The organism is Streptomyces sp. R33 (assembly GCF_041200175.1).
Taxonomy (GTDB): domain Bacteria; phylum Actinomycetota; class Actinomycetes; order Streptomycetales; family Streptomycetaceae; genus Streptomyces; species Streptomyces katrae_B.
Map to the genome: position 1 here is coordinate 7431999 of NZ_CP165727.1, position 20777 is coordinate 7452775.

At 73.7% G+C, this 20777-nt stretch carries 16 protein-coding genes; 11 read left to right on the forward strand and 5 right to left on the reverse strand.

Annotation, left to right across the window (positions count from 1 at the left end):
* The first annotated feature begins 58 nt into the window (after positions 1–58).
* Genes AB5J51_RS34180 through AB5J51_RS34190 form a run of 3 tightly spaced genes read left to right on the forward strand, consistent with a single transcriptional unit; the run spans position 59 to position 4671 of the window.
* Positions 59–997: an oxygenase MpaB family protein gene (locus AB5J51_RS34180; RefSeq protein WP_369779405.1), complete on the forward strand. Its 939-nt coding sequence runs from the start codon at positions 59–61 to the stop codon at positions 995–997.
* A 33-nt stretch (positions 998–1030) separates the two neighbouring features.
* Complete coding sequence (locus AB5J51_RS34185) at positions 1031–3106, forward strand: tetratricopeptide repeat protein (protein ID WP_369779406.1); 2076 nt, start codon at positions 1031–1033, stop codon at positions 3104–3106.
* Positions 3103–4671, forward strand: a complete 1569-nt coding sequence (locus AB5J51_RS34190; protein ID WP_369779407.1) for a phytoene desaturase family protein — start codon at positions 3103–3105, stop codon at positions 4669–4671. The genes AB5J51_RS34185 and AB5J51_RS34190 overlap by 4 nt, the downstream gene beginning before the upstream one ends.
* 6 nt (positions 4672–4677) lie before the next feature.
* Here AB5J51_RS34190 and AB5J51_RS34195 read toward each other — a convergent pair whose 3' ends face one another.
* A complete protein-coding gene (locus AB5J51_RS34195; protein WP_078987404.1) occupies positions 4678–5139 on the reverse strand; it encodes a nitroreductase family deazaflavin-dependent oxidoreductase in 462 nt (153 codons plus the stop codon).
* Between the two features lie 104 nt (positions 5140–5243).
* Here AB5J51_RS34195 and AB5J51_RS34200 point away from each other — a divergent pair, with 104 nt between their 5' ends.
* Entirely contained in the window at positions 5244–5630 is a 387-nt protein-coding gene (locus AB5J51_RS34200) for a VOC family protein (protein WP_053787159.1), read from the forward strand.
* Positions 5631–5645: 15 nt separating this feature from the next.
* Here the strand turns inward: AB5J51_RS34200 and AB5J51_RS34205 are convergent, their stop codons facing one another.
* A complete protein-coding gene (locus tag AB5J51_RS34205; protein WP_369779408.1) occupies positions 5646–7505 on the reverse strand; it encodes a serine hydrolase in 1860 nt (619 codons plus the stop codon).
* A 145-nt stretch (positions 7506–7650) separates the two neighbouring features.
* Here AB5J51_RS34205 and AB5J51_RS34210 point away from each other — a divergent pair, with 145 nt between their 5' ends.
* The 4 genes from AB5J51_RS34210 to AB5J51_RS34225 all read left to right on the forward strand — a co-directional run bounded on the left by AB5J51_RS34210 (position 7651) and on the right by AB5J51_RS34225 (position 12839).
* On the forward strand, positions 7651–8757 hold the full coding sequence (locus tag AB5J51_RS34210) for a nitronate monooxygenase family protein (protein ID WP_053787230.1): 1107 nt from the start codon (positions 7651–7653) through the stop codon (positions 8755–8757).
* Positions 8758–8771: 14 nt separating this feature from the next.
* Positions 8772–10334: an acyl-CoA synthetase gene (locus AB5J51_RS34215; protein WP_369779409.1), complete on the forward strand. Its 1563-nt coding sequence runs from the start codon at positions 8772–8774 to the stop codon at positions 10332–10334.
* A 179-nt stretch (positions 10335–10513) separates the two neighbouring features.
* Entirely contained in the window at positions 10514–11560 is a 1047-nt protein-coding gene (locus tag AB5J51_RS34220; RefSeq protein ID WP_369779410.1) for a hypothetical protein, read from the forward strand.
* 130 nt (positions 11561–11690) lie between these two features.
* Positions 11691–12839, forward strand: a complete 1149-nt coding sequence (locus AB5J51_RS34225; RefSeq protein ID WP_136222115.1) for a calcium:proton antiporter — start codon at positions 11691–11693, stop codon at positions 12837–12839.
* Positions 12840–12887: 48 nt separating this feature from the next.
* Here the strand turns inward: AB5J51_RS34225 and AB5J51_RS34230 are convergent, their stop codons facing one another.
* Positions 12888–15356: a penicillin acylase family protein gene (locus AB5J51_RS34230; protein WP_369779413.1), complete on the reverse strand. Its 2469-nt coding sequence runs from the start codon at positions 15354–15356 to the stop codon at positions 12888–12890.
* A gap of 165 nt (positions 15357–15521) precedes the next feature.
* On the opposite strand from AB5J51_RS34230, the gene AB5J51_RS34235 reads away from it, so the two are divergent.
* A complete protein-coding gene (locus AB5J51_RS34235; protein WP_369779414.1) occupies positions 15522–17072 on the forward strand; it encodes a fatty acyl-CoA synthetase in 1551 nt (516 codons plus the stop codon).
* Between the two features lie 13 nt (positions 17073–17085).
* Here the strand turns inward: AB5J51_RS34235 and AB5J51_RS34240 are convergent, their stop codons facing one another.
* Both AB5J51_RS34240 and paaK read right to left on the reverse strand, forming a co-directional pair.
* Positions 17086–17907, reverse strand: a complete 822-nt coding sequence (locus tag AB5J51_RS34240; protein ID WP_369779415.1) for a YhjD/YihY/BrkB family envelope integrity protein — start codon at positions 17905–17907, stop codon at positions 17086–17088.
* A gap of 122 nt (positions 17908–18029) precedes the next feature.
* A complete protein-coding gene (gene paaK / locus AB5J51_RS34245; protein WP_053787164.1) occupies positions 18030–19331 on the reverse strand; it encodes a phenylacetate--CoA ligase PaaK in 1302 nt (433 codons plus the stop codon).
* Positions 19332–19441: 110 nt separating this feature from the next.
* On the opposite strand from paaK, the gene AB5J51_RS34250 reads away from it, so the two are divergent.
* Positions 19442–20305, forward strand: a complete 864-nt coding sequence (locus tag AB5J51_RS34250; protein WP_053787165.1) for an alpha/beta fold hydrolase — start codon at positions 19442–19444, stop codon at positions 20303–20305.
* A gap of 195 nt (positions 20306–20500) precedes the next feature.
* Positions 20501–20716: a hypothetical protein gene (locus AB5J51_RS34255; protein WP_053787166.1), complete on the forward strand. Its 216-nt coding sequence runs from the start codon at positions 20501–20503 to the stop codon at positions 20714–20716.
* The last annotated feature ends 61 nt before the right edge of the window (positions 20717–20777 follow it).

The window sequence follows — 20777 nt, forward strand, 5'->3', positions numbered from 1 at the left end:
GGGGCAGGCGAGACGTACGGGAGTCACGGGCGATACGGGACGTACGGGAGGTACGGGAATGGCCGCGACCCGGGGGAGCGCACCGACGCCGCCCGACCGAGGGAGCGGGCCGCCCCCGCTCGGGGCCGACCCCGGGCTCTACGGGCCCGCGTCCGTCACCTGGCAGTGCCACGGCGACCCGATCATGTGGATCGCCGGAGTCCGCGCGCTCTACCTCCAGGCCCTGCACCCCCGCGCGGTCCGCGGGGTCGTCGCGAACAGCGACTTCCGCTCCGATGCCTGGGGCCGGCTGTTGCGCACCGCCGATTTCGTCGGCACCGTCACCTACGGCACCACCGAGGCCGCCGAGCGCGCCGGCGCCCGCGTCCGCCGGATCCACCGGAGCCTGTCCGCCACCGACCCCGCCACCGGCGAGCGGTTCCCCGTCGACGACCCCGAGCTGCTGCTCTGGGTGCACTGCGCGCAGATCGACAGCTTCCTGCACATCCTGCGCCGCTCAGGGATCCCCCTCACCGCCGCCCAGGCCGACCGCTACGTCGACGAGAACCGTGTCAACGCCCGCCTGGTCGGCCTCGACCCGGCGCACGTGCCGGCCGACACGTCAGCCCTCGCCGCGTACTTCGAGAAGGTCCGCCCCGAGCTCGCCGCCGGACCCGACGCCCGCGCCGTGGTCGCCTTCCTGCGGAGCCCGCCCACCCCTGCCCTCCTCATCCCTGGCCGAAACCTGCTGTGGCGCCCGGTCGCGGAACTGGCCTACGGTTCCCTCCCCGGCTACGCGCACCGTCTGTACGGCCGGGCGGCTGCGCCGGCACCCGTCATCACTCGTCGCCTGCGCCTCACCGGTACCCTGCTGCGCAGCATTCCCGCAGGTCTGCGGTGGCAGCTGCCGCCAGGTCACATCTTGAAAGCGATGCGCCGCATGGGCCCCGGCAGCCGCCCCTCGGCGTACACACTGCGTACATCAGCGGCCATACTGGACCGGCCGGGGAGGGCGTAGGACGTAGCACGACAACGGGGGCGGCTTTAAGACATGGCGGAGTCCAGACTGATCCAGGGCCGGTACCGGTCACTCGATCTGATCGGGCGCGGCGGCATGGGCGAGGTGTGGCGCGCCCGGGACGAGTCGCTCGGCCGGCAGGTTGCCGTGAAGTGCCTCAAGCCGCTCGGGCCCGAGCAGGACAACCACTTCACCCAGGTCCTGCGCGAACGCTTCCGCCGCGAGGCGCGCGTCGCCGCCTCCCTCCAGCACCGCGGAGTCACCGTCGTCCACGACTTCGGCGACGACAGCGCCGCGGGCGGCCCGCTCTACCTCGTCATGGAACTCCTCGACGGCCGCAACCTGAGCCAGCTCCTGGAGGACAACGAGACGCGCCCGCTCCCCGTGGACGTGGTCGTCGACATCGCGGAACAGCTGGCCGCCGCCCTCGGCTACACCCACGACCAGGGCGTGGTCCACCGCGACCTGAAACCGGCCAACATCATGCGGCTCACCGACGGCACGGTGAAGATCTGCGACTTCGGCATAGCCCGCCTCGCCCACGACATCGGCTTCACCGCCAAACTCACCGGCGGCGCCATGGCCATGGGCACCCCGCACTACATGTCGCCCGAGCAGATCGCCGGCGGCGAGGTCGACCACCGAAGCGACCTGTACTCCCTCGGCTGCGTCCTGTACGAGATCGCCACCGGGGCCCCGCCGTTCGACCTCGGCGACTCCTGGTCGGTACTGGTCGGCCACCGCGACACCGCGCCCGTGCCGCTCCGCGAACACCGCCCCGAGCTGCCCGAATACTTCGAGCAGGTGGTCCTGGACCTGCTGGCCAAGCGCCCCGAGGACCGCCCCGGCGACGCCCGCCACCTGCACCGGCGGCTCGTCGAGGACCGCATCGGCCCCGGCGGCCTGCCCGGCGCCCAGGCCCCGCTGCCCGGCTGGGCCCGCGGTATGACCGCCGGCCGCAAGGCGGGCATCGACGCCCGCCCCGCGAGCGGCGCATGGGCCGTGCTCACCGGCTCCTGGACCGCCGGGCGCCCCAGCGGCGAGCACCGCATCCTGCGTCCCGCCGCCGCCGAGGACCCGCGGCTCACCGCGCCGTACGGGGTCCCGTACGCCTTCGGCTCCGCCGGGACCGGCCTGGACGCGGCCGGCCCCGGCGCGCTCGCCGCCGGCCACACCCGCGCGTTCGCCCTCAGCCGCGCGGGTCGGCCCGAGGAGGCTCTGGCCGCGTACGAAGCCGTCGCCGAGGGGCGCACCCGGCTGCTCGGCGCCGACCATCCCGACACCCTCGCGGCGCGCCAGGAGGCGGCGTACGAACTGGGCCGGCTCGGACGCCACCGCGAGGCCCACGACGTCTACCGTGCGGTGCTCGTCGCCCGGGAGCGCAGCACCGGCCCGCTCCATCCCGACACGCTGCGCTGCCGCCACAACCTCGCCTGCGCCCTCGGGGCGCTGGGCCGGTTCGCGGACGCCCACCGCACCGCCGCCGAGGTCGCCGCCGACCGGGCGGCCGTGCTGGGCGCCGAGCACGCGGACACGCTGCTGACCCGGTACGAGGTCGCGTACGCACTGGGCCGTCTCGAGCGCTGGCAGGAGGCCCTGGACGGGTTCCGCCACGTCGCCGCCGTACGGGAGCGGGTGCTGGGCCGGGACCATCCCGACACCCTCGCCGCCCGCTACGAGGTCGGCATCGCGCTCGGCAGGACCGGGCACGCAGCCCAGGCCCTGGACCTGTTCCGGGGCCTGGTCCGCGACCGCACCCGGGCGTACGGGGCCGCGGACCCCGAGACGCTCCGCGCCCGGCACGTCCTCGGCGTCAACCTGGGCCGGCTGGACCGCTGGGAGGAGGCGGTGGCCGAGGCCCGGCAGGTCGCCGCGGCCCGGGCCAAGGCGCTCGGCGCCGAGCACCCGGACACCCTCGTCAGCCGCCGTGAACTCGCCGTCGGGCTGGGCCGGCTGGGCCGCTGGGACGAGGCCCTGCCCGTCTACCGGGAGCTGTCCGGCATCCGCGAACGCTCCCTCGGCGACGACCATCCGGACACGGTGGCGGCCCACGCCGACGAGGCGCACTGTCTGGAGCGGCTCGGCCAGGTGTGTTACCAAGAGCCATGACGAGCTTCGGGCACGATGTATACGACGACGTGATCGTGGGCGGCGGGCACAACGGACTGGTCGCCGCCGCGTACCTGGCCCGGGCGGGCCGTTCGGTACTGGTCCTGGAGCGGCTCGGGAACACCGGCGGCGCCGCGATCTCCACCCGCCCCTTCGCCGGAGTCGACGCCCGGCTCTCGCGCTACTCGTACCTCGTGTCCCTGCTCCCGGCGAAGATCGTGCGTGATCTGGGGCTGAACTTCGCCGTCCGCAAGCGCACCGTCTCCTCGTACACCCCCGTCGAACGCGACGGCCGGCCCGGCGGTCTCCTCGTCGGCGGCGGGGAGGCCCGTACCCGGGAGTCCTTCGCGCGGCTGACCGGCTCGGAGCGCGAGTACGAGAGCTGGCGCGCCTTCTACGGGCGGACCGGGCGGCTGGCGCAGAAGGTGTTCCCGACACTGACCGAGCCGCTGCCCACGCGGGCGGAGCTGCGGGCCCGGATCGACGACGAGACCGCCTGGCGGATGCTGTTCGAGGAGCCGCTCGGGCGGGCCGTCGAGGAGCACTTCGCCGACGACCTGGTCCGCGGCGTGGTCCTCACGGACGCCCTGATCGGCACGTTTGCGGACGCGCACGACGCCTCGCTCGCGCAGAACCGCTGCTTCCTGTACCACGTCATCGGCGGCGGGACGGGGGACTGGGACGTGCCGGTCGGCGGGATGGGCGCGCTCACCGATGCGCTGGCGGCGGCCGCCCGGGCGGCCGGGGCCGAGATCGCGACCGGGCACGAGGTGCTCCGGATCGAGACGGACGGGCGGGCTCCGGCCGAGGTGACCTTCCGTACGGCGACCGGCGAGGGACGGGTCGTCGGGCGGACGGTGCTGGTCAACGCCTCCCCCCGGGCCCTGGGCGAACTGCTCGGGGAGACGGAGCCGGCGCCCCCGGTCGAGGGGTCTCAGCTCAAGGTCAACATGCTGCTGCGGCGGCTGCCGAGGCTGCGGGACACCACGGTGGACCCGCGCGAGGCCTTCGGCGGCACCTTCCACATCGCCGAGGGGTACGCGGAACTGGCGCGGGCCTACGCCGAGGCCGCCACCGGCGAACTGCCGTCCGTACCGCCCTCGGAGATCTACTGCCACTCGCTGACCGACCCCTCGATCCTCGGGCCGGAGCTCGTGGCGCAGGGGTACCAGACGCTGACGCTGTTCGGTCTGCACACCCCGGCCCGGCTGTTCGAGAAGGACAACCAGGGGGCGCGCGAGGTGCTGCTGACCGGAACGCTCGCGCAGATGGACGCGCACCTGGCCGAGCCGATCACCGACTGCCTGGCCTTCGACGCGGACGGGCGGCCGTGCATCGAGGCCAAGACCCCGCTGGACCTGGAGCGCGAACTGCGGCTGCCCGGCGGGCACATCTTCCACCGGGACCTGTCCTGGCCGTACGCGGAGGACCAGGGTGCGGCGGGCCGCTGGGGGGTGGGGACCCCGTACGCCAACGTCCTGCTGTGCGGCGCGGGCGCCGTGCGCGGAGGCGGTGTCAGCGGGGTCCCCGGCCACAATGCGGCGATGGCGGTGCTGGGGCACTGACCGCCGTTACGCGGCGCCTCCGGCGGGCTCGATGACGACGATCGGGATCTCGCGGTCGGTCTTGGCCTGGTACTCGTCGTACGCGGGCCAGTGCTTCACCATCACGGGCCAGTACGCGGCGCGCTCCTCGGAGGTCGCGGTGCGGGCCGCGCCCTGGAGGACCTTCGGGCCGACCTGGATGCGGACCTCGGGGTGGGCCGTCAGGTTCTTGTACCAGAGCGGGTGCTCGTCGTCGCCGCCCTTGGAGGCGACGATGAGGTAGCGGCCGTCGGCCTCGCCGTAGATGAGCGGGGTGCGCACGGGGCTGCCGGAGACCCGGCCCACGGTGGTGAGCAGCAGGGTCTGGGTGCCGTTCCAGTCGTGGCCCTCGGACCCGTTCGTTGCGACGTACTGCTTGACGTGGTCGAGCTGCCAGCTGCCCGGCTTGGGGTCCTTCGGGTGGTCCCAGTCGATCACGGGGTTCGCCATGGCCTGTACCTGCCTTCGTCTGCTGAGCTGCCGGGGGTTGATCAGTCAACGAATCTCAACGGCTGGCAACGCCGCCGGGCACGCTTTTATGCCAGCATCGGATCATGATCGCCGAACTCCAGTGTGTGGTGTTGGACTGTCCCGATCCGCTGCGGCTCGCCGAGTTCTACCGGGCGGTGCTGGGCGGCACCGTCAACCGGCCGGACCCGCGGTGGTCGGTCGACGAGGAGTGGGCGACACTGCACGCCCCGTCGGGTCTCGTGCTCGCCTTCCAGCGGGTGGCCGACCACCGGCCGCCGCGCTGGCCGGACCCCGCCCGCCCCCAGCAGTTCCACCTCGACTTCGGCGTGGCGGACCTGGACCGGGCGCAGGAGCAGGTGCTGGCCTGCGGCGCGACACTGCTGGACGCCCGCGCCGACGCCGCCCCCGACGGCTGGCGCGTCTACGCGGACCCGGCGGGCCACCCCTTCTGCCTGGTCCGTCATGGCTGACGTCCCTCCGGACTCCTAGTCCGTCGAGCGGGTCCACCCGACGGCCTGGAGGCGGGAGCCGTCGGTGGGGCGGTCCTCCGCGAAGAGGAGGCGGGCCGGTTCCGCCACGCGCACGACGTCCACGTACACCCCGCGGCCGACGTAGCGGCCGGTCGCGGTGTGGCGGAAGCGCAGGCGCACCGGGCGCCCCGACCAGGCCGCGAGCGGGGCTTCGAGGCGGTGCCAGATGCGGCCGGACCAGCCGCCGACACTGCCCCGGGGCCACTGCTCGGGGGAGCCGCCGGTGGACCGCAGGGTGGTGAACGGCAGCGGCTCCCAGGTCTCCCCGTCGGCCGAGGCCTCCAGGTGGAGGGCGCCCTCGCCGGGCACGGTGTCCCACCACACGGCGCAGCGCAGTCGGGCGGCGGCCGTGGCCGGGGTCAACGGGGGCAGGGTGAGCGTGCCGGACCCGCCGGTCTCCATCCCGGAGTACCAGGCGGGGCCGCCGTGCTTCGTACGGACCGGGACGGCGCGGGCGAACCGGTTGCCGACCGCGACCCGCGGCGCGCTGCCGGCCCGCCAGGTGCGTACGGGGTGGACGGAGTTGCCGAGCAGGATCAGGAAGGAGTCGGTGGAGGGGTCCAGGACCAGGGAGGTGCCGGTGAAGCCGGTGTGCCCGGCGGAGTGCGGGGTGGCCATGGCCCCCATGTACCAGTGCTGGTAGAGCTCGAAGCCGAGGCCGTGGTCGTCGCCGGGGAAGGCGGTGTTGAAGTCGGTGAAGAGCAGCTCCACGGAGGCGGGGCGCAGGATGCGCCTGCCGGCGTAGACGCCGCCGTCGAGGAGGGTGCGGGCGAGGACGGCCAGGTCCCAGGCCGTGCCGAAGACGCCGGCGTGGCCGGCGACGCCGCCGAGGGCGTAGGCGTTCTCGTCGTGGACCTCGCCCCAGACCAGCCCGCGGTCCAGGCCCGACCAGGGCGGCCGTTGCACCTCCGTGGCGGCGGTGACCCGGCGCCATGAGAGCGGTGGGTTGTAACGCGTGCGGTGCATCCCGAGCGGAGCGGTGATCTCGTCGTGGAGCAGGAGATCCAGAGTATGGCCGGTGATCCGTTCCAGGAGCAGCTGTAGCGCTATCAGGTTCAGGTCCGAGTACCGGTACACCGTCCCGGGGGTCTCCTGCGGGCGCACGGCCCACAGCATCCTCAGCTGCCCCTCGCGCGTGGACTGCTGGTAGAACGGCGCCCACGAGCGCAGCCCCGAGGTGTGCGTGAGCAACTGGCGGACCGTGATCAGCTCCTTGCCGCCGCCCGTGAACTCGGGCAGGTACCGGTCCACCGGAGCCTCCAGCTCCAGCTGTCCGCGCTCCATCTGCTGCACGGCCAGGAGCGACGTGAACAGCTTGGTCAGCGACGCCAGGTCGAAGACCGTGTCCTCGGCCATCGGGATGCGCTGCGCCGCCGGGAACTCCCGGACCCGGTCGGTGCGGCCGTCGTAGTCCGCGTACCGGACCGCCTCGCCCATCGCGCGGTGCAGGGCGATCGTGCGGCCCCGGCCGGCGAGCACCACGGCCCCGGCGTAGTAGGGGTGTTCGGGGGAGGGGCCGAGGAACCGCCGGGCCTCGTCGGCAGCCGCCTCCAGGTGCTTCTCGACGAGTCCCGCCTGGCGTGCGGACCCGTACCGCAGGCGCAGCCCCTGGAGGGCGCGCCGCTCGGCCGGGTTGCCGGAGGCCCCCGCAGCCCCGGGCAGCGCGGCATGCAGGGCGAGCATCCCGCCGAGCGCCAACAACCGTGCCCCGAGCCGCCGCCGGCTGATCCCGCCGCCCGCCGGGCCCGCGCCCGCCGCCTCGGGGCCGCCCGGGCCTCTGCGGCGCGTCTCTTCGTCCCCCGTGTGCTCCTCCATCAGCGGCCTCCTGTTCGCCGAATCGCCCTCCCGAAGTATCTGCCCGCCGGTACGGCGGGCCCCGCACCGACCGGCCCGTAAAGAATCTGACGATGCATCAGAAAACCTCTTCCCTCGGCCGCCTGGCTGCGGCATGCTGCCGCCCATGGAGACGGAGCTGAGCAAGAAACTGGGAGTCGAGCACGCCATCTTCGGCTTCACGCCCTTCCCGGCGGTCGCCGCGGCCATCACCCGCGCGGGCGGATTCGGCGTCCTCGGCGCCGTCCGCTACACCGCCCCCGACGACCTCAAACGCGACCTCGACTGGATGCAGGAGCACACCGACGGCAAGCCGTACGGGCTCGACGTCGTCATGCCCGCGAAGAAGGCCGTCGACGGCATCAGCGAGGCCGACATCGAAGCGATGATCCCGGCCGGCCACCGCGAGTTCGTGCGCGACACCCTCGCCAAGCACCACGTCCCCGAGCTGGCCGAGGGCGAGGCCTCCGGCTGGCGGATCACCGGCTGGATGGAGCAGGTCGCCCGGAACCAGCTCGACGTCGCGTTCGACTACCCCATCAAACTCCTGGCGAACGCCCTCGGTTCCCCGCCCGCCGACGTCATCGCGCGCGCCCACGACCAGGGCGTCCTCGTCGCCGCCCTCGCCGGCAGCGCCAAACACGCCCGCCGCCACGCCGAAGCCGGGATCGACATCGTCGTCGCCCAGGGCTACGAGGCCGGCGGTCACACCGGCGACATCGCCACCATGGTCCTGGTCCCCGAGATCGCCGAGGCCGTCGCCCCGCTGCCCGTCCTCGCCGCCGGCGGCATCGGCAGCGGCGAGCAGATCGCCGCCGGCCTGGCCCTCGGCGCCCAGGGTGCCTGGCTCGGCTCCCTCTGGCTCACCACCACCGAGGCGGACCTGCACTCCCGCGCGCTCACCGAGAAGCTCCTGGCCGCCGGATCCGGCGACACCGTCCGCTCCCGCGCCCTCACCGGCAAGCCCGCCCGTCAGCTGCGCACCGAGTGGACCGACGCCTGGGACGACCCGGACGGCCCCGGCGCGCTGCCGATGCCCCTGCAGGGGCTGCTCGTCGCCGAGGCCGTCTCCCGGATCCAGAAGTACGAGGTCCGGCCGCTGCTCGGGACGCCCGTCGGCCAGATCGTCGGCCGGATGAACTCCGAACGCAGCGTCCAGGCCGTCTTCGACGAGCTCACCGGCGGCTTCGAGCGCGCCATCGACCGCATCAACCGCATCGCCGGCCGGGCCTGAGAGGTGTGATCAGCATGAGTGGTGTGAGTGACCAGCCCCCGAACGGTTTCTGGGCCCAGGCGGCCGCCGACCCCGAGCGCACCGTCCTCGTCACCCCCGAGGGCGAGGAGTGGAGCGCCGGCCGGCTGCACGCCGACGTGAACCGCCTCGTCCACGGACTGCGCGCCGCCGGTCTGGAGAAGGGCGACGTGTTCGCCGTCGTCCTCCCCAACGGCGTCGAGTTCATCACCGCCTACCTCGCCGCTTCCCAGGCCGGGTTCTACCTCGTCCCGGTCAACCACCACCTCGTCGGCCCCGAGATCGCCTGGATCGTCTCCGACTCCGGCGCCAAGGTCCTCATCGCCCACGAGCGCTTCGCCGACGCCGCCACCGCCGCGGCCGACGAGGCGGGCCTGCCCGCGAGCCACCGCTACGCCGTCGGAGCGGTCGCCGGCTTCCGCCCGTACGCACAGCTCCTCGGCGGACAGCCCGTCACACCGCCGGCCGGGCGCACCCTGGGCTGGGTCATGAACTACACCTCCGGCACCACCGGGCGCCCGCGCGGCATCCGCCGCCCGCTGCCCGGCAAGCTCCCGGAGGAGACGTACCTCGGCGGCTTCCTCGGGATCTTCGGCATCCGCCCGTTCGACGGCAACGTCCACCTGGTGTGCTCGCCGCTCTACCACACCGCCGTCCTCCAATTCGCGGGCGCCGCACTGCACATCGGGCACCCGCTGGTCCTGATGGACCGCTGGACCCCGCAGGAGATGCTGCGGCTCATCGACGGCCACGCGTGCACGCACACCCACATGGTCCCGACGCAGTTCCACCGGCTCCTCGCGCTCCCGCAGGAGACGAAGGACGCGTACGACGTCTCCTCGATGCGGCACGCGATCCACGGGGCCGCGCCCTGCCCGGACCACGTCAAGCGGGCGATGATCGACTGGTGGGGCACGTGCGTGGAGGAGTACTACGCGGCCAGCGAGGGCGGCGGCGCGTTCGCCACCGCCGAGGACTGGCTGAAGAAGCCGGGAACGGTCGGCAAGGCCTGGCCGATCAGCGAGCTCGCCATCTTCGACGACGACGGCAACCGGCTGCCGCCCGGCGAACTCGGCACCGTCTACCTGAAGATGAACACCGGCGGCTTCAGCTACCACAAGGACGAGGGCAAGACGAAGAAGAACCGCATCGGCGACTTCTTCACCGTGGGCGACCTCGGACTGATGGACGAGGAGGGGTACCTCTTCCTGCGCGACCGCAAGATCGACATGATCATCTCGGGCGGCGTGAACATCTATCCGGCCGAGATCGAGTCGGCCCTGCTCACCCACCCGGCGGTCGCCGACGCCGCCGCGTTCGGGATCCCGCACGCCGACTGGGGCGAGGAGGTGAAGGCGGTCATCGAACCGGCCGAGGGCTTCGTGGCCGGAGACGCCCTCGCCGCGGAGATCCTGCACCACTGTGAGCGGCAGCTGGCCGGCTTCAAGCGGCCGAAGTCGGTCGACTTCATCGAAACGATGCCGCGCGACCCGAACGGCAAGCTGTACAAGCGGAGGCTGCGCGATCCGTACTGGGAGGGCCGCGACCGGGCGGTGTGACCGTGATCGCCTGACCAGCTCAACCTTGCGGGCCGGCCGGAGTAACGGGCGGCCGGGCCTGTTCGGGGGCTGGCGAGAACGCGGGTGAGATGGACGGCGGCGGACCACGGAGGTCCGAATCCACTGCCACCTCACTGCACTCCTCCCGGCCGTACGCGGCCGGGGGAGATAAGGACGTCATGAACGCGAGTACCACCTTCCGCCGCTCCCGGCGCCGGGCCCTGGCCGTCGCGGCCCTCACGGCGGCGGCCGTCACGGGCCAGCTGCTCGTCACGTCCCCGCTGGCCCAGGCGGACGCCGACCACGCCGCCCGTTCGATCGCCTCCACCACGAACCAGCTGGAGCCGCCGCCGGACCACGAAGGCCGGGACGACGACGGCCGGGACGAGAACGGCCGGGGCGATGGCGGCCGGCACGAGGACGGCCGGCACGAGGACGGCCGGGACGAGGACGGCCGGGACGAGAATGGCCGGGGCGACGACGGCCGGGACGAGAACGGCCGGGAAGACGACGGCCGGCACGAGAACGGCTCGGAGTACGGGGACGACGAGTCGAAGCCGACGGTGAAGACCGTGCACGGGCTGCAGGAGTTCACAGCGGACGGCACCTTCGTGCCGCCGAAGGGCGTCACCTCCGTGTTCATCCAGGCCTGGGGGGCCGGCGGTGGCGGCGGCGGTGGCGGTGGCGGCGGCAGCGCACCGAACGACGGTGCCGGCGGCGCCGGCGGTGGTGGCGGTGGCGGCGGCTTCGTCTGGTGCGCCATTCCCGTGAAGTCGTCGAAGAGCTACACGGTGGTGCTCGGCGACGGGGGCGACCACGGCGGCGCAGGCCCGGCCGGCTCGGCCGGCGCACCCGGCGGCGCGGGGACGGTGGGCGCCGCAGGTACGGCCACCACCCTGACCTCGACCCAGGGCGACATCATCGCCACGGCCACCGGCGGCGGTGGCGGCGGTGGCGGCGGTGGCGGCGGGGCCACCGACGGCGCGCCCGGAACGCCCGGCGCCGGAGGGACCGGCAGCAGCTGCCGCACCGGCGGTCTGACCCGGCCCGGCCTGAATGCCGAGGACGAGACCGGCGGCGGCGCCGTCGACGGCATCGTCGCCACGCCGGACGGGACCGTCATCGGCGGCAACGGCGGCCCCGGCGGAGCCGGCGGTGTGGCCTCGGGCCAGATCGGCACCCCGGGGGCCGACGGCGGCGACGGCTACGCCGTCATCTTCTGGTAGCCCGCCCGGAGTTGCAGCGGCCGCGGGTCCCGGGGACGGGATCCGCGACCGCCGCACGCACCCGCGGCAGCCGAAATGACGCGGCAAGTCCTATTCGCCCCGAACGTGCCGGTCGTGGCAGGTTGGGGGCATGAGTACGGCAGCACGCAAGTCCCCTTTCACCGACTGGACCGTCGTGGTCCCGCTCGTCTCGCTCCTCGCGCTGGTGTTCAGCTGGGGGCGGGACCTGCCGGGATTCGTGGTGGCCCTCGTCGCCCTGTGCCTCGCGGGCGCCGTGCTGGCGGCCGTCCACCATGCCGAGGTCGTCGCCCACCGGGTGGGCGAACCCTTCGGCTCGCTCGTCCTGGCCGTCGCCGTCACCGTCATCGAAGTGGCCCTCATCGTCACCCTGATGGCCGACGGAGGCGACAAGACCGCCTCGCTCGCCCGGGACACCGTCTTCGCCGCCGTCATGATCACTTGCAACGGCATCGTCGGCCTGTCCCTGCTCGTCGGCGCCCTGCGCAACCGGGTCGCCGTCTTCAACCCCGAGGGTTCCGGCGCGGCGCTGGCCACCGTGGCGACCCTGGCCGTCCTCAGCCTGGTCCTGCCGACGTTCACCACCAGCAAGCCGGGTCCGGAGTTCTCCACCGCGCAGCTGACGTTCGCCGCAGTCGCCTCGCTCGCCCTGTACGGGCTGTTCATCGCCGTCCAGACGGTCCGCCACCGGGACTACTTCCTGCCGGTCCCCACGGAGGCCGGTGCGAAGAAGGCCGACGGCTCCAGTGGCGGTGACGGCTCCGGTGACGGCTCCGGCGACGGGGAGCACGCCGAGCCGCCCACCTCCCGCGCCGCGCTGGTCAGCCTGGGACTGCTGCTGGTCGCGCTCGTCGCCGTGGTCGGCGACGCCAAGGCCGTCTCGCCCACGATCGAAGCGGGCGTCGCCGGCGCGGGCCTGCCCAACGCCGTCGTCGGAGTGATCATCGCCCTGCTGGTGCTGGCCCCCGAGACCCTCGCCGCCGTCCGCGCGGCCCGCCGTGACCGCGTCCAGACCAGCCTCAACCTGGGCTACGGCTCCGCCATCGCGAGCATCGGCCTGACCATCCCGGCCGTCGCCCTGGCTTCCGTGTGGCTCTCCGGCCCGCTGCTGCTGGGCCTCGGGCCGATCCACATGGTGCTGCTCGCCCTGACCGTCGTGGTCAGCGCCCTCACCATCGCGCCCGGCCGCGCCACGCTGCTCCAGGGCGGCGTGCACATCGTGGTGCTGGCCGCGTACCTGTTCCTCGCCGTCAGCCCATGAGGACACGTCGGGGCCGGGACGATCCGGCCCCGACGAGTCCGGCTGTGGTCAGCGGCGCTCGCGCGGCCGGACCACCTTCAGCTGCGGCGAGGTGAGGATGTCCCGTTCGCAGAACCTCGAGGTCACCCACCGCTCCTGGGAGAACAGGCGGGTCTGGTCGGCGTAGTACGGCGAGGCCGGGTTCGACGACTGGCCGTACGTCAGCAGCGTGCGCGCGACCGGGCAGCGGCCGCCGTCCCAGCCGACCGCCTGGATGTGGCTGGAGCCGTGCACGACCTCCGGGTAGCCGCCGCCGGCCGCGTTCCAGGGTGCCTCGATCTTGTTCCACACGCCCAGTGCCTCGGTGCCGCCCGGCACCGGCAGCCTCTGCCCGCCGCGCACCACGAACTGGTGCGCGCCGAGCGGCGCGTCGAGGGCGATGCCCGCCGCCGTCAGCTCGGCCACCGTGTCCGCGAGGGCCCGGCCGATGCCGGGCGCCGCCCGGTTGAGCGTACGGGGCGTACGGACGGGATCGGCCGCCGAGAACGGCACCAGCCACAGGTCCTTGGCCGCCGTGCCCGCCGTGAGCCTGCGCCAGAACCGGTCGAAGAGCAGCGCGCCGCGGCTGCCGGTGTCGGCCGTCCGGTCCCAGCCCGCGAGCACCGCGCAGGCCGCCGAGACGTCCACCGGCCGGCCGTCGCTCGCGGTGGCCGCTCCGCCGGGCAGGGCCGCGCAGGCCTTCGCCGCGTCGGCCGCCGCCAGGTCACCGGCGGGCACCCGGTTCGCGAACTGCTGCTTCTGCAGATCGGCCACGGTCAGCCGGCCCTTCGCGGCCATCGCCGCCACGTCCTCGACGGCGCCGCGGGTGCGCAGCGAACGCGGGGTGCCCGCATTGCCCCAGACCCGCTCGTACCCGGTCAGTGGCCGGTCGGCATTGGCCAGCCAGGCGCTGTCGTTGGAGTTCTCGGCGTACGGCGCGTCGCGCAGCGTCGGCGCCCTCCCCGGGCCGAACACCCCGGGCTGCACCGCGTCCGGGTCCGAGCCGAGCGCGCAGTCGCCGCGCGCGCCGTCGAGGACCGCGAGCCCGGACGCCGGGTACGTGGCCCTGCCGAGCGGTGTGGAGCAGCGGGCTGCGAGCTCGTCGGTGATCCGGGGGAGTACCTGGGACTGGGTGAACAGCGTGCCGCCGGCCGAGTCCGCGGCGACCGTGTTGACCCACGGCAGGCCCTGCGTGCGCTTCAGCGCGTCCTGGATCCCGGCGACCGTGCGGGCCTTGCCCATGGCGAGGGCGGTGTCGGAGCCGCGCAGGTTCGCGGCGTTCGGGTCGTTCAGCGCGTACGCCGTGCCGGCCGTCCAAGGCAGCGGCAGGCCCGGGCCGAGACCGGTGACCACGGGACCGTAGCGGGTCCACCATTGGGTTCGGGTGACGGGATCGCCGCCCGCCACCTGGACGCTGACCGTCCGCTGCGTCATCTTCTCGGGCTTGCCGTCGACCAGATAAGTGGTCGCGTCGGCCGGGTCCAGGGTGAGCTGGTGCAGGTTGACGGGGGTGCCGGTGGCCACGGTGTGGCTCCAGGCCACCTTCTCGTTGAAGCCGATGTTGATCACGGCGGTGCCCAGCAGGGAGCCGCCGGAGACGTTCAGTTCCCCGGGTATGGTCTGCTGCGACTGCCAGAAGCGGCGGCCGCCCTGCCAGGGGTAGTGCGGGTTCCCGAGCAGCAGGCCGCCCCCGCTCGCGGTGGTGGAGCCGCTGAAGGCCACCGCATTGGAGCCCATGTCGTAGCGGCCCGTGTCGAAGAAGGCCCGCGCGGCCTCGGCGGCTGCCGCCGGGTCGGGCTCGGCCCCGGCCCCGGCCGCAGGCTCCGTACGGGACGTCGGGGAGGCCGCCCGGCCCGGCGGCTGCGCCGCGGCGATGGCGTCGACGGCGCGCCCCTGGCCGCCGAGCACGGAGACGGCGAAGCCGCGGGAGGCCACGTCGAGGACGGTGACCGGGCGCACCCAGGCGGCGCCCTTGCAGGCCGGATCGGTGATCTTGTTCTGGGCGAGCCAGGCGTTGTACCCGGCGGCCCAGCCGCGCATCAGCTCCTCGAGGTCTGGGGTGGGGCCGGCCGGGGCGGGCGTGGCGAGGAGCTTCTCGACGGTGCCGGATTCCCGCACCCCCTTGAAGTACAGGTCGCTGGACAGGTTCGCGGCCGCGGAGGAGAGCGAGCCGTCGGGCGCCGCGTCGGCGCCGAACCAGCGCGACCGCTCGCCGGCCACGGTCACGAACCCGTCGGCGAGCACGCAGACCTGGTCGGCGGCCTGGGCCCAGCCGGTGCCGAAGCCGAGGTGCGCGTAGTCCTGGGCCAGGATGTGCGGTATGCCGTTCTCGGTGTACCGGATGACGGCGGACAGGCCGCCGCCGGACGGGCCGCGGTCCGCGGCGGCCGCCGCGGCCGAGGCCTGCGGCGCCGCGGTGACGGCGAGCAGGGCGGCGCCGGTGAGTGCGGCGCGCCGGAGCAGCGGGCGGGTGCGGCCGTATCCATCAAGAAAGCGCAACGTGCCTCCCAAGTAGCCTGCGGATGGGCGTGGTTGCCCGTGGAACAGGCGGTGCTTGCGTGCCCCACACTCATGCAGTCGGCCTGACGATCTGTCAACATCCCGTTCGGATCCCGGTTGTGCCGGTTCTTGACCGTGGCCGTCGGCGGAGACGAGGATCACGCCATGACGGCAGCGCGGACGGTGCAGGCAGGACGGGCCGGGGAGCCGGTGCGGCAGAACACGGTCGACGGGCTGGTGCGCGACAGCGCGCTGCGGGTCCCCGACCGGACGGCCGTCCGCTACCGCGAACGCACCTGGACGTACGCGGAGCTCGACGCGGCCGTGTCCACCGGCGCCGCCGTCCTGCGGGAGCGGTACGGGCTGGCCGCCAAAGACCGGGTCGCGACCTTCGCCCACAACTCCGACGCCTACCTGCTCGCCTTCCTCGCCTGCGCGCGGGCCGGGCTCACCCACGTCCCGGTCAACCAGAACCTCACCGGCGAGGACCTCGCGTACATCCTGGACGACTGCACGAGCGCGCTGGTCCTCGCCGACCCGGACCTGGCCGCGCGGATCCCCGGGGGCCGTGACGTACGGCCGCTGCGCGACGCGCCCGGCTCCTTCCTGGCGCAGCTCGCAGCTCCGCTGCCCTTCGCGGCGGACCGCGACCCGGACGCGGTGGTGCAGCTGCTCTACACCTCGGGGACCACGGCGCTGCCCAAGGGCGCGATGATGACGCACAAGGCGCTGGTCCACGAGTACGAGAGTGCGATCGAGGCGCTGGACCTGGCCGAGGGGGACCGGCCGGTGCACTCGCTGCCGCTCTACCACTCGGCGCAGATGCACGTGTTCCTGCTGCCGTACCTGGCGGTGGGCGCGCAGAACACGATCCTGGACGCGCCGGTCGCGGAGGAGATCTTCGGCCTGGTGGAGGCCGGGCGGGCCGACAGCCTGTTCGCCCCGCCCACGGTGTGGATCGGTCTCGCCAACCACCCGGAGTTCGAGCGGCGGGAGCTGGGCGCGTTGCGCAAGGCGTACTACGGGGCCTCGATCATGCCGGTGCCGGTCCTGGAGCGGCTGCGGGCGCGGCTGCCCGGACTCGGCTTCTACAACTGCTTCGGGCAGAGCGAGATCGGGCCGCTGGCCACCGTCCTCGGACCGGACGAGCACGAGGGGCGGATGGACTCCTGCGGCCGGCCGGTCCGCCACGTCGAGGCGAAGGTCGTCGACGAGGACGGCGCGGACGTGCCGGACGGCACGGCGGGCGAGGTGGTGTACCGGTCGCCGCAGCTGTGCCTGGGCTACTGGAACGACCCGGAGGCGACGAAGAAGGCCTTCCGGGACGGTTGGTTCCGCTCAGGGGACCTCGCGGTGCGCGATGCGCAGGGCTACTTCACGGTCGTCGACCGGGTGAAGGACGTCATCAACTCGGGCGGCGTGCTGGTGGCCTCGCGGCAGGTCGAGGACGTGCTGTACACCCATCCGGGGGTGGCCGAGGCGGCGGTGGTGGGCCTGCCCGACGAGCGGTGGATCGAGGCCGTCACGGCGGTCGTGGTGCCGAGGGGCGGGGTGACGGAGGCGGAGCTGCTGGCGTACGCGCGGGAGAGGCTGGCCGGCTTCAAGGCCCCGAAACGGGTCCTCTTCGTGGACGCCCTCCCGCGCAACGCCAGCGGCAAGATCCTCAAGCGTGAACTCCGGGACCGGTTCGGGCGGCAGGACCGGCAGGGTCGGTAGACCGGCCGGCGTGTCACTCGGGCAGGAGCCCGGTGTCCTGGAGGCGGCGGAGGGTGAGGTGTTCGTGGACGAGGCGGCCGACGAGGGCGCCGCCGTAGACGACGAAGCCGACGCCGACCAGCCAGGACTGGACGACCAGCAGGGTGCCGAAGGGGCCGTAGGTGACGGCGTTCGACGCGATCAGCGGGGAGAACACCAGCTGGGAGAAGACCCGCAGGCCGAGCAGGCCCAGGCTGGTCGCCACCGCCCCCGGGAGCAGGGCCCGCCAGCGGACGCGGCCGCCGAGCAGCAGCCGCTGGGAGCCCCAGAAGAAGAGGATCGTGCCGAGAAGGTCGCCGGTGGTGCCGAGGATCGTGCCCGGCGCGTCCTTCGACGGCGCGGGGATCTCGACCAGCAGCCCGAGGTAGCAGACCAGCAGGGCGAGCCAGACGACGTGCCGCCACATGGTGTGCCAGCGGGCGGTGGGCAGGTCCCAGACCTTCTCGTACCCGGTCTGCACGGCCGAGCCGAACGTCAGGCCGAAGACGGCCAGGGCGGCGAGACCGAAGGCCGTGGTCCGCTCGAGCGCCAGGTCGGCCGCGCCGAACAGCATCTCGACCCGGGCCCGCGAGGACTCGGTGACCCCGAGGGCCTGGCCGAGCCAGCGGCCGAAGCCGGAGCCGCTGCCGGGTGCGGCGGCCGCGACGACCACCAGCAGGGGCACCAGGGTCAGGAAGCCGAGGGCGGCGAAGCCCATGGCCCGGTGCATCAGCTCCATCTCCCGCCCCCGGCTCCACGCCAGCCCGGCCGGGGAGGCCTGGAGCCGGCCGTGGAGCTGTCGGAAGATCGAGGTCACGCCTCATGGACTACCCGGACGCACCCGGCGGCTCTCGGAGGCTCCCCCGAAGTAGGCCCGAAGGGGTGGTTTCGCGGGCGAACCGGGCTCGGCCCGTCTCCGGCCCCGGCCCTCCACGCTGCCTACAGTGCCTCGCGGAGGTCCACCAGCCGCTTGATCTTGCCCACCGAGCGCTCCAGGGTCTCCGGGTCGACCACCTCGACGCGCACGGAGACCCCGATGCCCTCCTTGACCGCCCGGACCACGGCGGCCGCCGCGGACTCCCGCCGGCCGGCATCCGCCTCCCGGCGCGCCTCCACCCGTACGGTCAGGGCGTCCATCCGGCCCTCCCGGGTCAGCCGCAGCTGGAAGTGCGGGGCCAGGCCGGGCGTGCGCAACAGGATCTCCTCGATCTGCGTCGGGTACAGGTTCACCCCGCGCAGGATGATCATGTCGTCGCTGCGGCCCGTGATCTTCTCCATCCGCCGGAAGGCCGGCCGGGCCGTGCCGGGCAGCAGCCGGGTCAGGTCGCGGGTCCGGTAGCGGATGACCGGCATGGCCTCCTTGGTGAGGGAGGTGAACACCAGCTCCCCGGACTCGCCCTCCGGCAGCACCGCACCGGTGAACGGGTCGACGACCTCCGGATAGAAGTGGTCCTCCCAGATGTGCAGGCCGTCCTTGGTCTCCACGCACTCCTGCGCCACGCCCGGCCCGATCACCTCGGACAGGCCGTATATGTCCACCGCGTCGATGTCGAGCCGCTGTTCGATCTCCCGGCGCATCTCCTCGGTCCACGGCTCAGCGCCGAAGATGCCCGTACGGAGCGAGGTGCTGCGCGGGTCGATGCCCTGGCGCTCCATCTCGTCCAGCAGCGTGAGCATGTACGAGGGCGTCACCATGATCACCTCCGGCCGGAAGTCCTGGATCAGCCGGACCTGGCGGTCGGTCATCCCGCCGGACGCCGGGACGACCGTACAGCCGAGCCGCTCCGCGCCGTAGTGCGCGCCGAGGCCGCCGGTGAACAGGCCGTACCCGTACGCGATGTGCACGATCTGGCCCGGTCTGCCGCCCGCCGCCCGGATGGACCGGGCCACGACGTCCGCCCAGGTGGAGAGGTCCCCGTCGGTGTACCCGACGACGGTGGGGCGGCCGGTGGTACCGCTGGAGGCGTGGATGCGGCGCACCTCGGAGCGGGGCACGGCGAACATGCCGAAGGGGTACTGGTCGCGCAGGTCGGCCTTGGTGGTGAAGGGGAAGAGGGAGAGGTCGGCGAGGGAACGGCAGTCGTCGGGGTGCACGCCGGCCTTGTCGAAGGCCTGCCGGTAGTGGGGCACCTGCTCGTAGGCACGGCTCAGCGTGGTGCGCAGCCGCTTCAGCTGGAGCGCGGCGAGCTCGTCGCCGCTGAGCCGCTCACTGTCGTCGTGGACACCCGCATACGCCGTCATGCCGTCACCTCATCGAGAGCCGAGCCTACCGACCGATCATTCGGTAGATTGCCCCAGCCCGCCGACTAAAGCAATGACTCGAACGAGTGATCGCATGATGGGATGGGGTCATGTCGATCTTCAATACCCACGACGGAACCGCACTCGCCTACCACGTCCAGGGCGAGGGCGAGCCGCTCGTCTGCCTCCCGGGCGGCGCCATGCGGGCCTCCGCCTATCTCGGCGATCTGGGCGGCCTGAGCGCCGGACGCCGGCTTGTCCGCCTCGACCTGCGGGGCACGGGCGACTCGGCGATACCGGCGGACGAGTCCACGTACCGGGTCGACCACCAGGTCGCCGACGTCGAGGCGCTCCGGGTCCACCTCGGTCTGGAACGCATGGACGTGCTGGCCCACTCGGCCGGCGGCAATCTCGCCCAGCTGTATGCGGCCGCGCACCCCGACCGGGTGCGTCGCCTGGTCCTGGTCACCCCGACCTGCTGGGCCGTGGGCCTCGACTCGACCCCGGCGCAGCGCCTGGAGGTGGTCCGCAAGCGGGCGGGCGGCGAGCCGTACGACACGGCCATCGCCGCATACGAGCGGATCCTCGGCATCCTGGCGGCCGGCGCCACCCCCACCCCGGCGGACTGGCGCCGGACGATGCCGCTCGCCTACGGGCGCTGGGACGCGGAGGCGCGCGCTCACGTCGAGGCGAGCGACCGGGAGAAGAACGCGGCGGCGGGCGCCGCCTACGCGGGCCCCGGTGCCTTCGACCCGCCCGCCACCCGGGCCGGGCTCCGCCGTGTCGCGGGCGAGGTGCTGGTGCTGGCCGGGGAACTGGACAGCAACCCCACCGCCGCCCTCGCCGCCGAACTCGCCGGGCTCTTCCCGCACGGTGCGGTCGACGTCCAGGCGGGCGGCGCGCACTTCCCGTGGCTGGACGACCCGCAGTGGTTCGCTGCCCGAGTGGAGCGCTTCCTGGACGAAGGGGTCTGAGCCGGGCCCGGGTCCGAGGCTGAGCCCCGGGTCCGAGCTGAGCCCCGGGTCGGAGCCCCGAGCCCGGGCGGAGCCCGGATCCCGGGTCGGAGCGCCGGGCCGGGCGGAGGGGCGGGTGGCGGGCGGCCGCCCGGCCGTCGGCGTACGGTCGAAGGAGATGCCCCCGCCGGAGGAGGCGTGAAGGGAGGCGGTGACATGTCCGTCATCGACCCCGCGGTATCGGTACGGCTCGGCGCCGCCGGCGCCCGCCGCCTGGTCGGGCTGCTGGCCGAGGTGGCCCTCCTGCTGGAACACCCCGGCCCGGTGGGACTCTCCGACGAGCAGGCCGACGTGCTGGGCCAGGGCACGGACCGCGACGAGCTCGCGTCCTGGACCCGCGCCCTGGCGGCAGAACTGCGCAGCCAGCTGTAGACGGGACCTGCGCGGGCGACCTGCGATGCCCGTGGGCGGAGCCGGCCGCAGCGCGGGCCGG

Excerpts from the sequence above, each read along its gene's own strand:
- AB5J51_RS34255 (WP_053787166.1), top strand. The coding sequence starts at position 20,501 with ATGTCCGTCATCGACCCCGCGGTATCGGTACGGCTCGGCGCCGCCGGC.
- AB5J51_RS34250 (WP_053787165.1), top strand. The coding sequence starts at position 19,442 with ATGTCGATCTTCAATACCCACGACGGAACCGCACTCGCCTACCACGTC.
- AB5J51_RS34235 (WP_369779414.1), top strand. The coding sequence starts at position 15,522 with ATGACGGCAGCGCGGACGGTGCAGGCAGGACGGGCCGGGGAGCCGGTG.
- AB5J51_RS34200 (WP_053787159.1), top strand. The coding sequence starts at position 5,244 with ATGATCGCCGAACTCCAGTGTGTGGTGTTGGACTGTCCCGATCCGCTG.
- AB5J51_RS34190 (WP_369779407.1), top strand. The coding sequence starts at position 3,103 with ATGACGAGCTTCGGGCACGATGTATACGACGACGTGATCGTGGGCGGC.
- AB5J51_RS34180 (WP_369779405.1), top strand. The coding sequence starts at position 59 with ATGGCCGCGACCCGGGGGAGCGCACCGACGCCGCCCGACCGAGGGAGC.
- AB5J51_RS34195 (WP_078987404.1), bottom strand. The coding sequence starts at position 5,139 with ATGGCGAACCCCGTGATCGACTGGGACCACCCGAAGGACCCCAAGCCG.
- AB5J51_RS34185 (WP_369779406.1), top strand. The coding sequence starts at position 1,031 with ATGGCGGAGTCCAGACTGATCCAGGGCCGGTACCGGTCACTCGATCTG.
- paaK (WP_053787164.1), bottom strand. The coding sequence starts at position 19,331 with ATGACGGCGTATGCGGGTGTCCACGACGACAGTGAGCGGCTCAGCGGC.
- AB5J51_RS34210 (WP_053787230.1), top strand. The coding sequence starts at position 7,651 with ATGGAGACGGAGCTGAGCAAGAAACTGGGAGTCGAGCACGCCATCTTC.
- AB5J51_RS34220 (WP_369779410.1), top strand. The coding sequence starts at position 10,514 with ATGAACGCGAGTACCACCTTCCGCCGCTCCCGGCGCCGGGCCCTGGCC.
- AB5J51_RS34215 (WP_369779409.1), top strand. The coding sequence starts at position 8,772 with ATGAGTGGTGTGAGTGACCAGCCCCCGAACGGTTTCTGGGCCCAGGCG.
- AB5J51_RS34205 (WP_369779408.1), bottom strand. The coding sequence starts at position 7,505 with ATGGAGGAGCACACGGGGGACGAAGAGACGCGCCGCAGAGGCCCGGGC.
- AB5J51_RS34225 (WP_136222115.1), top strand. The coding sequence starts at position 11,691 with ATGAGTACGGCAGCACGCAAGTCCCCTTTCACCGACTGGACCGTCGTG.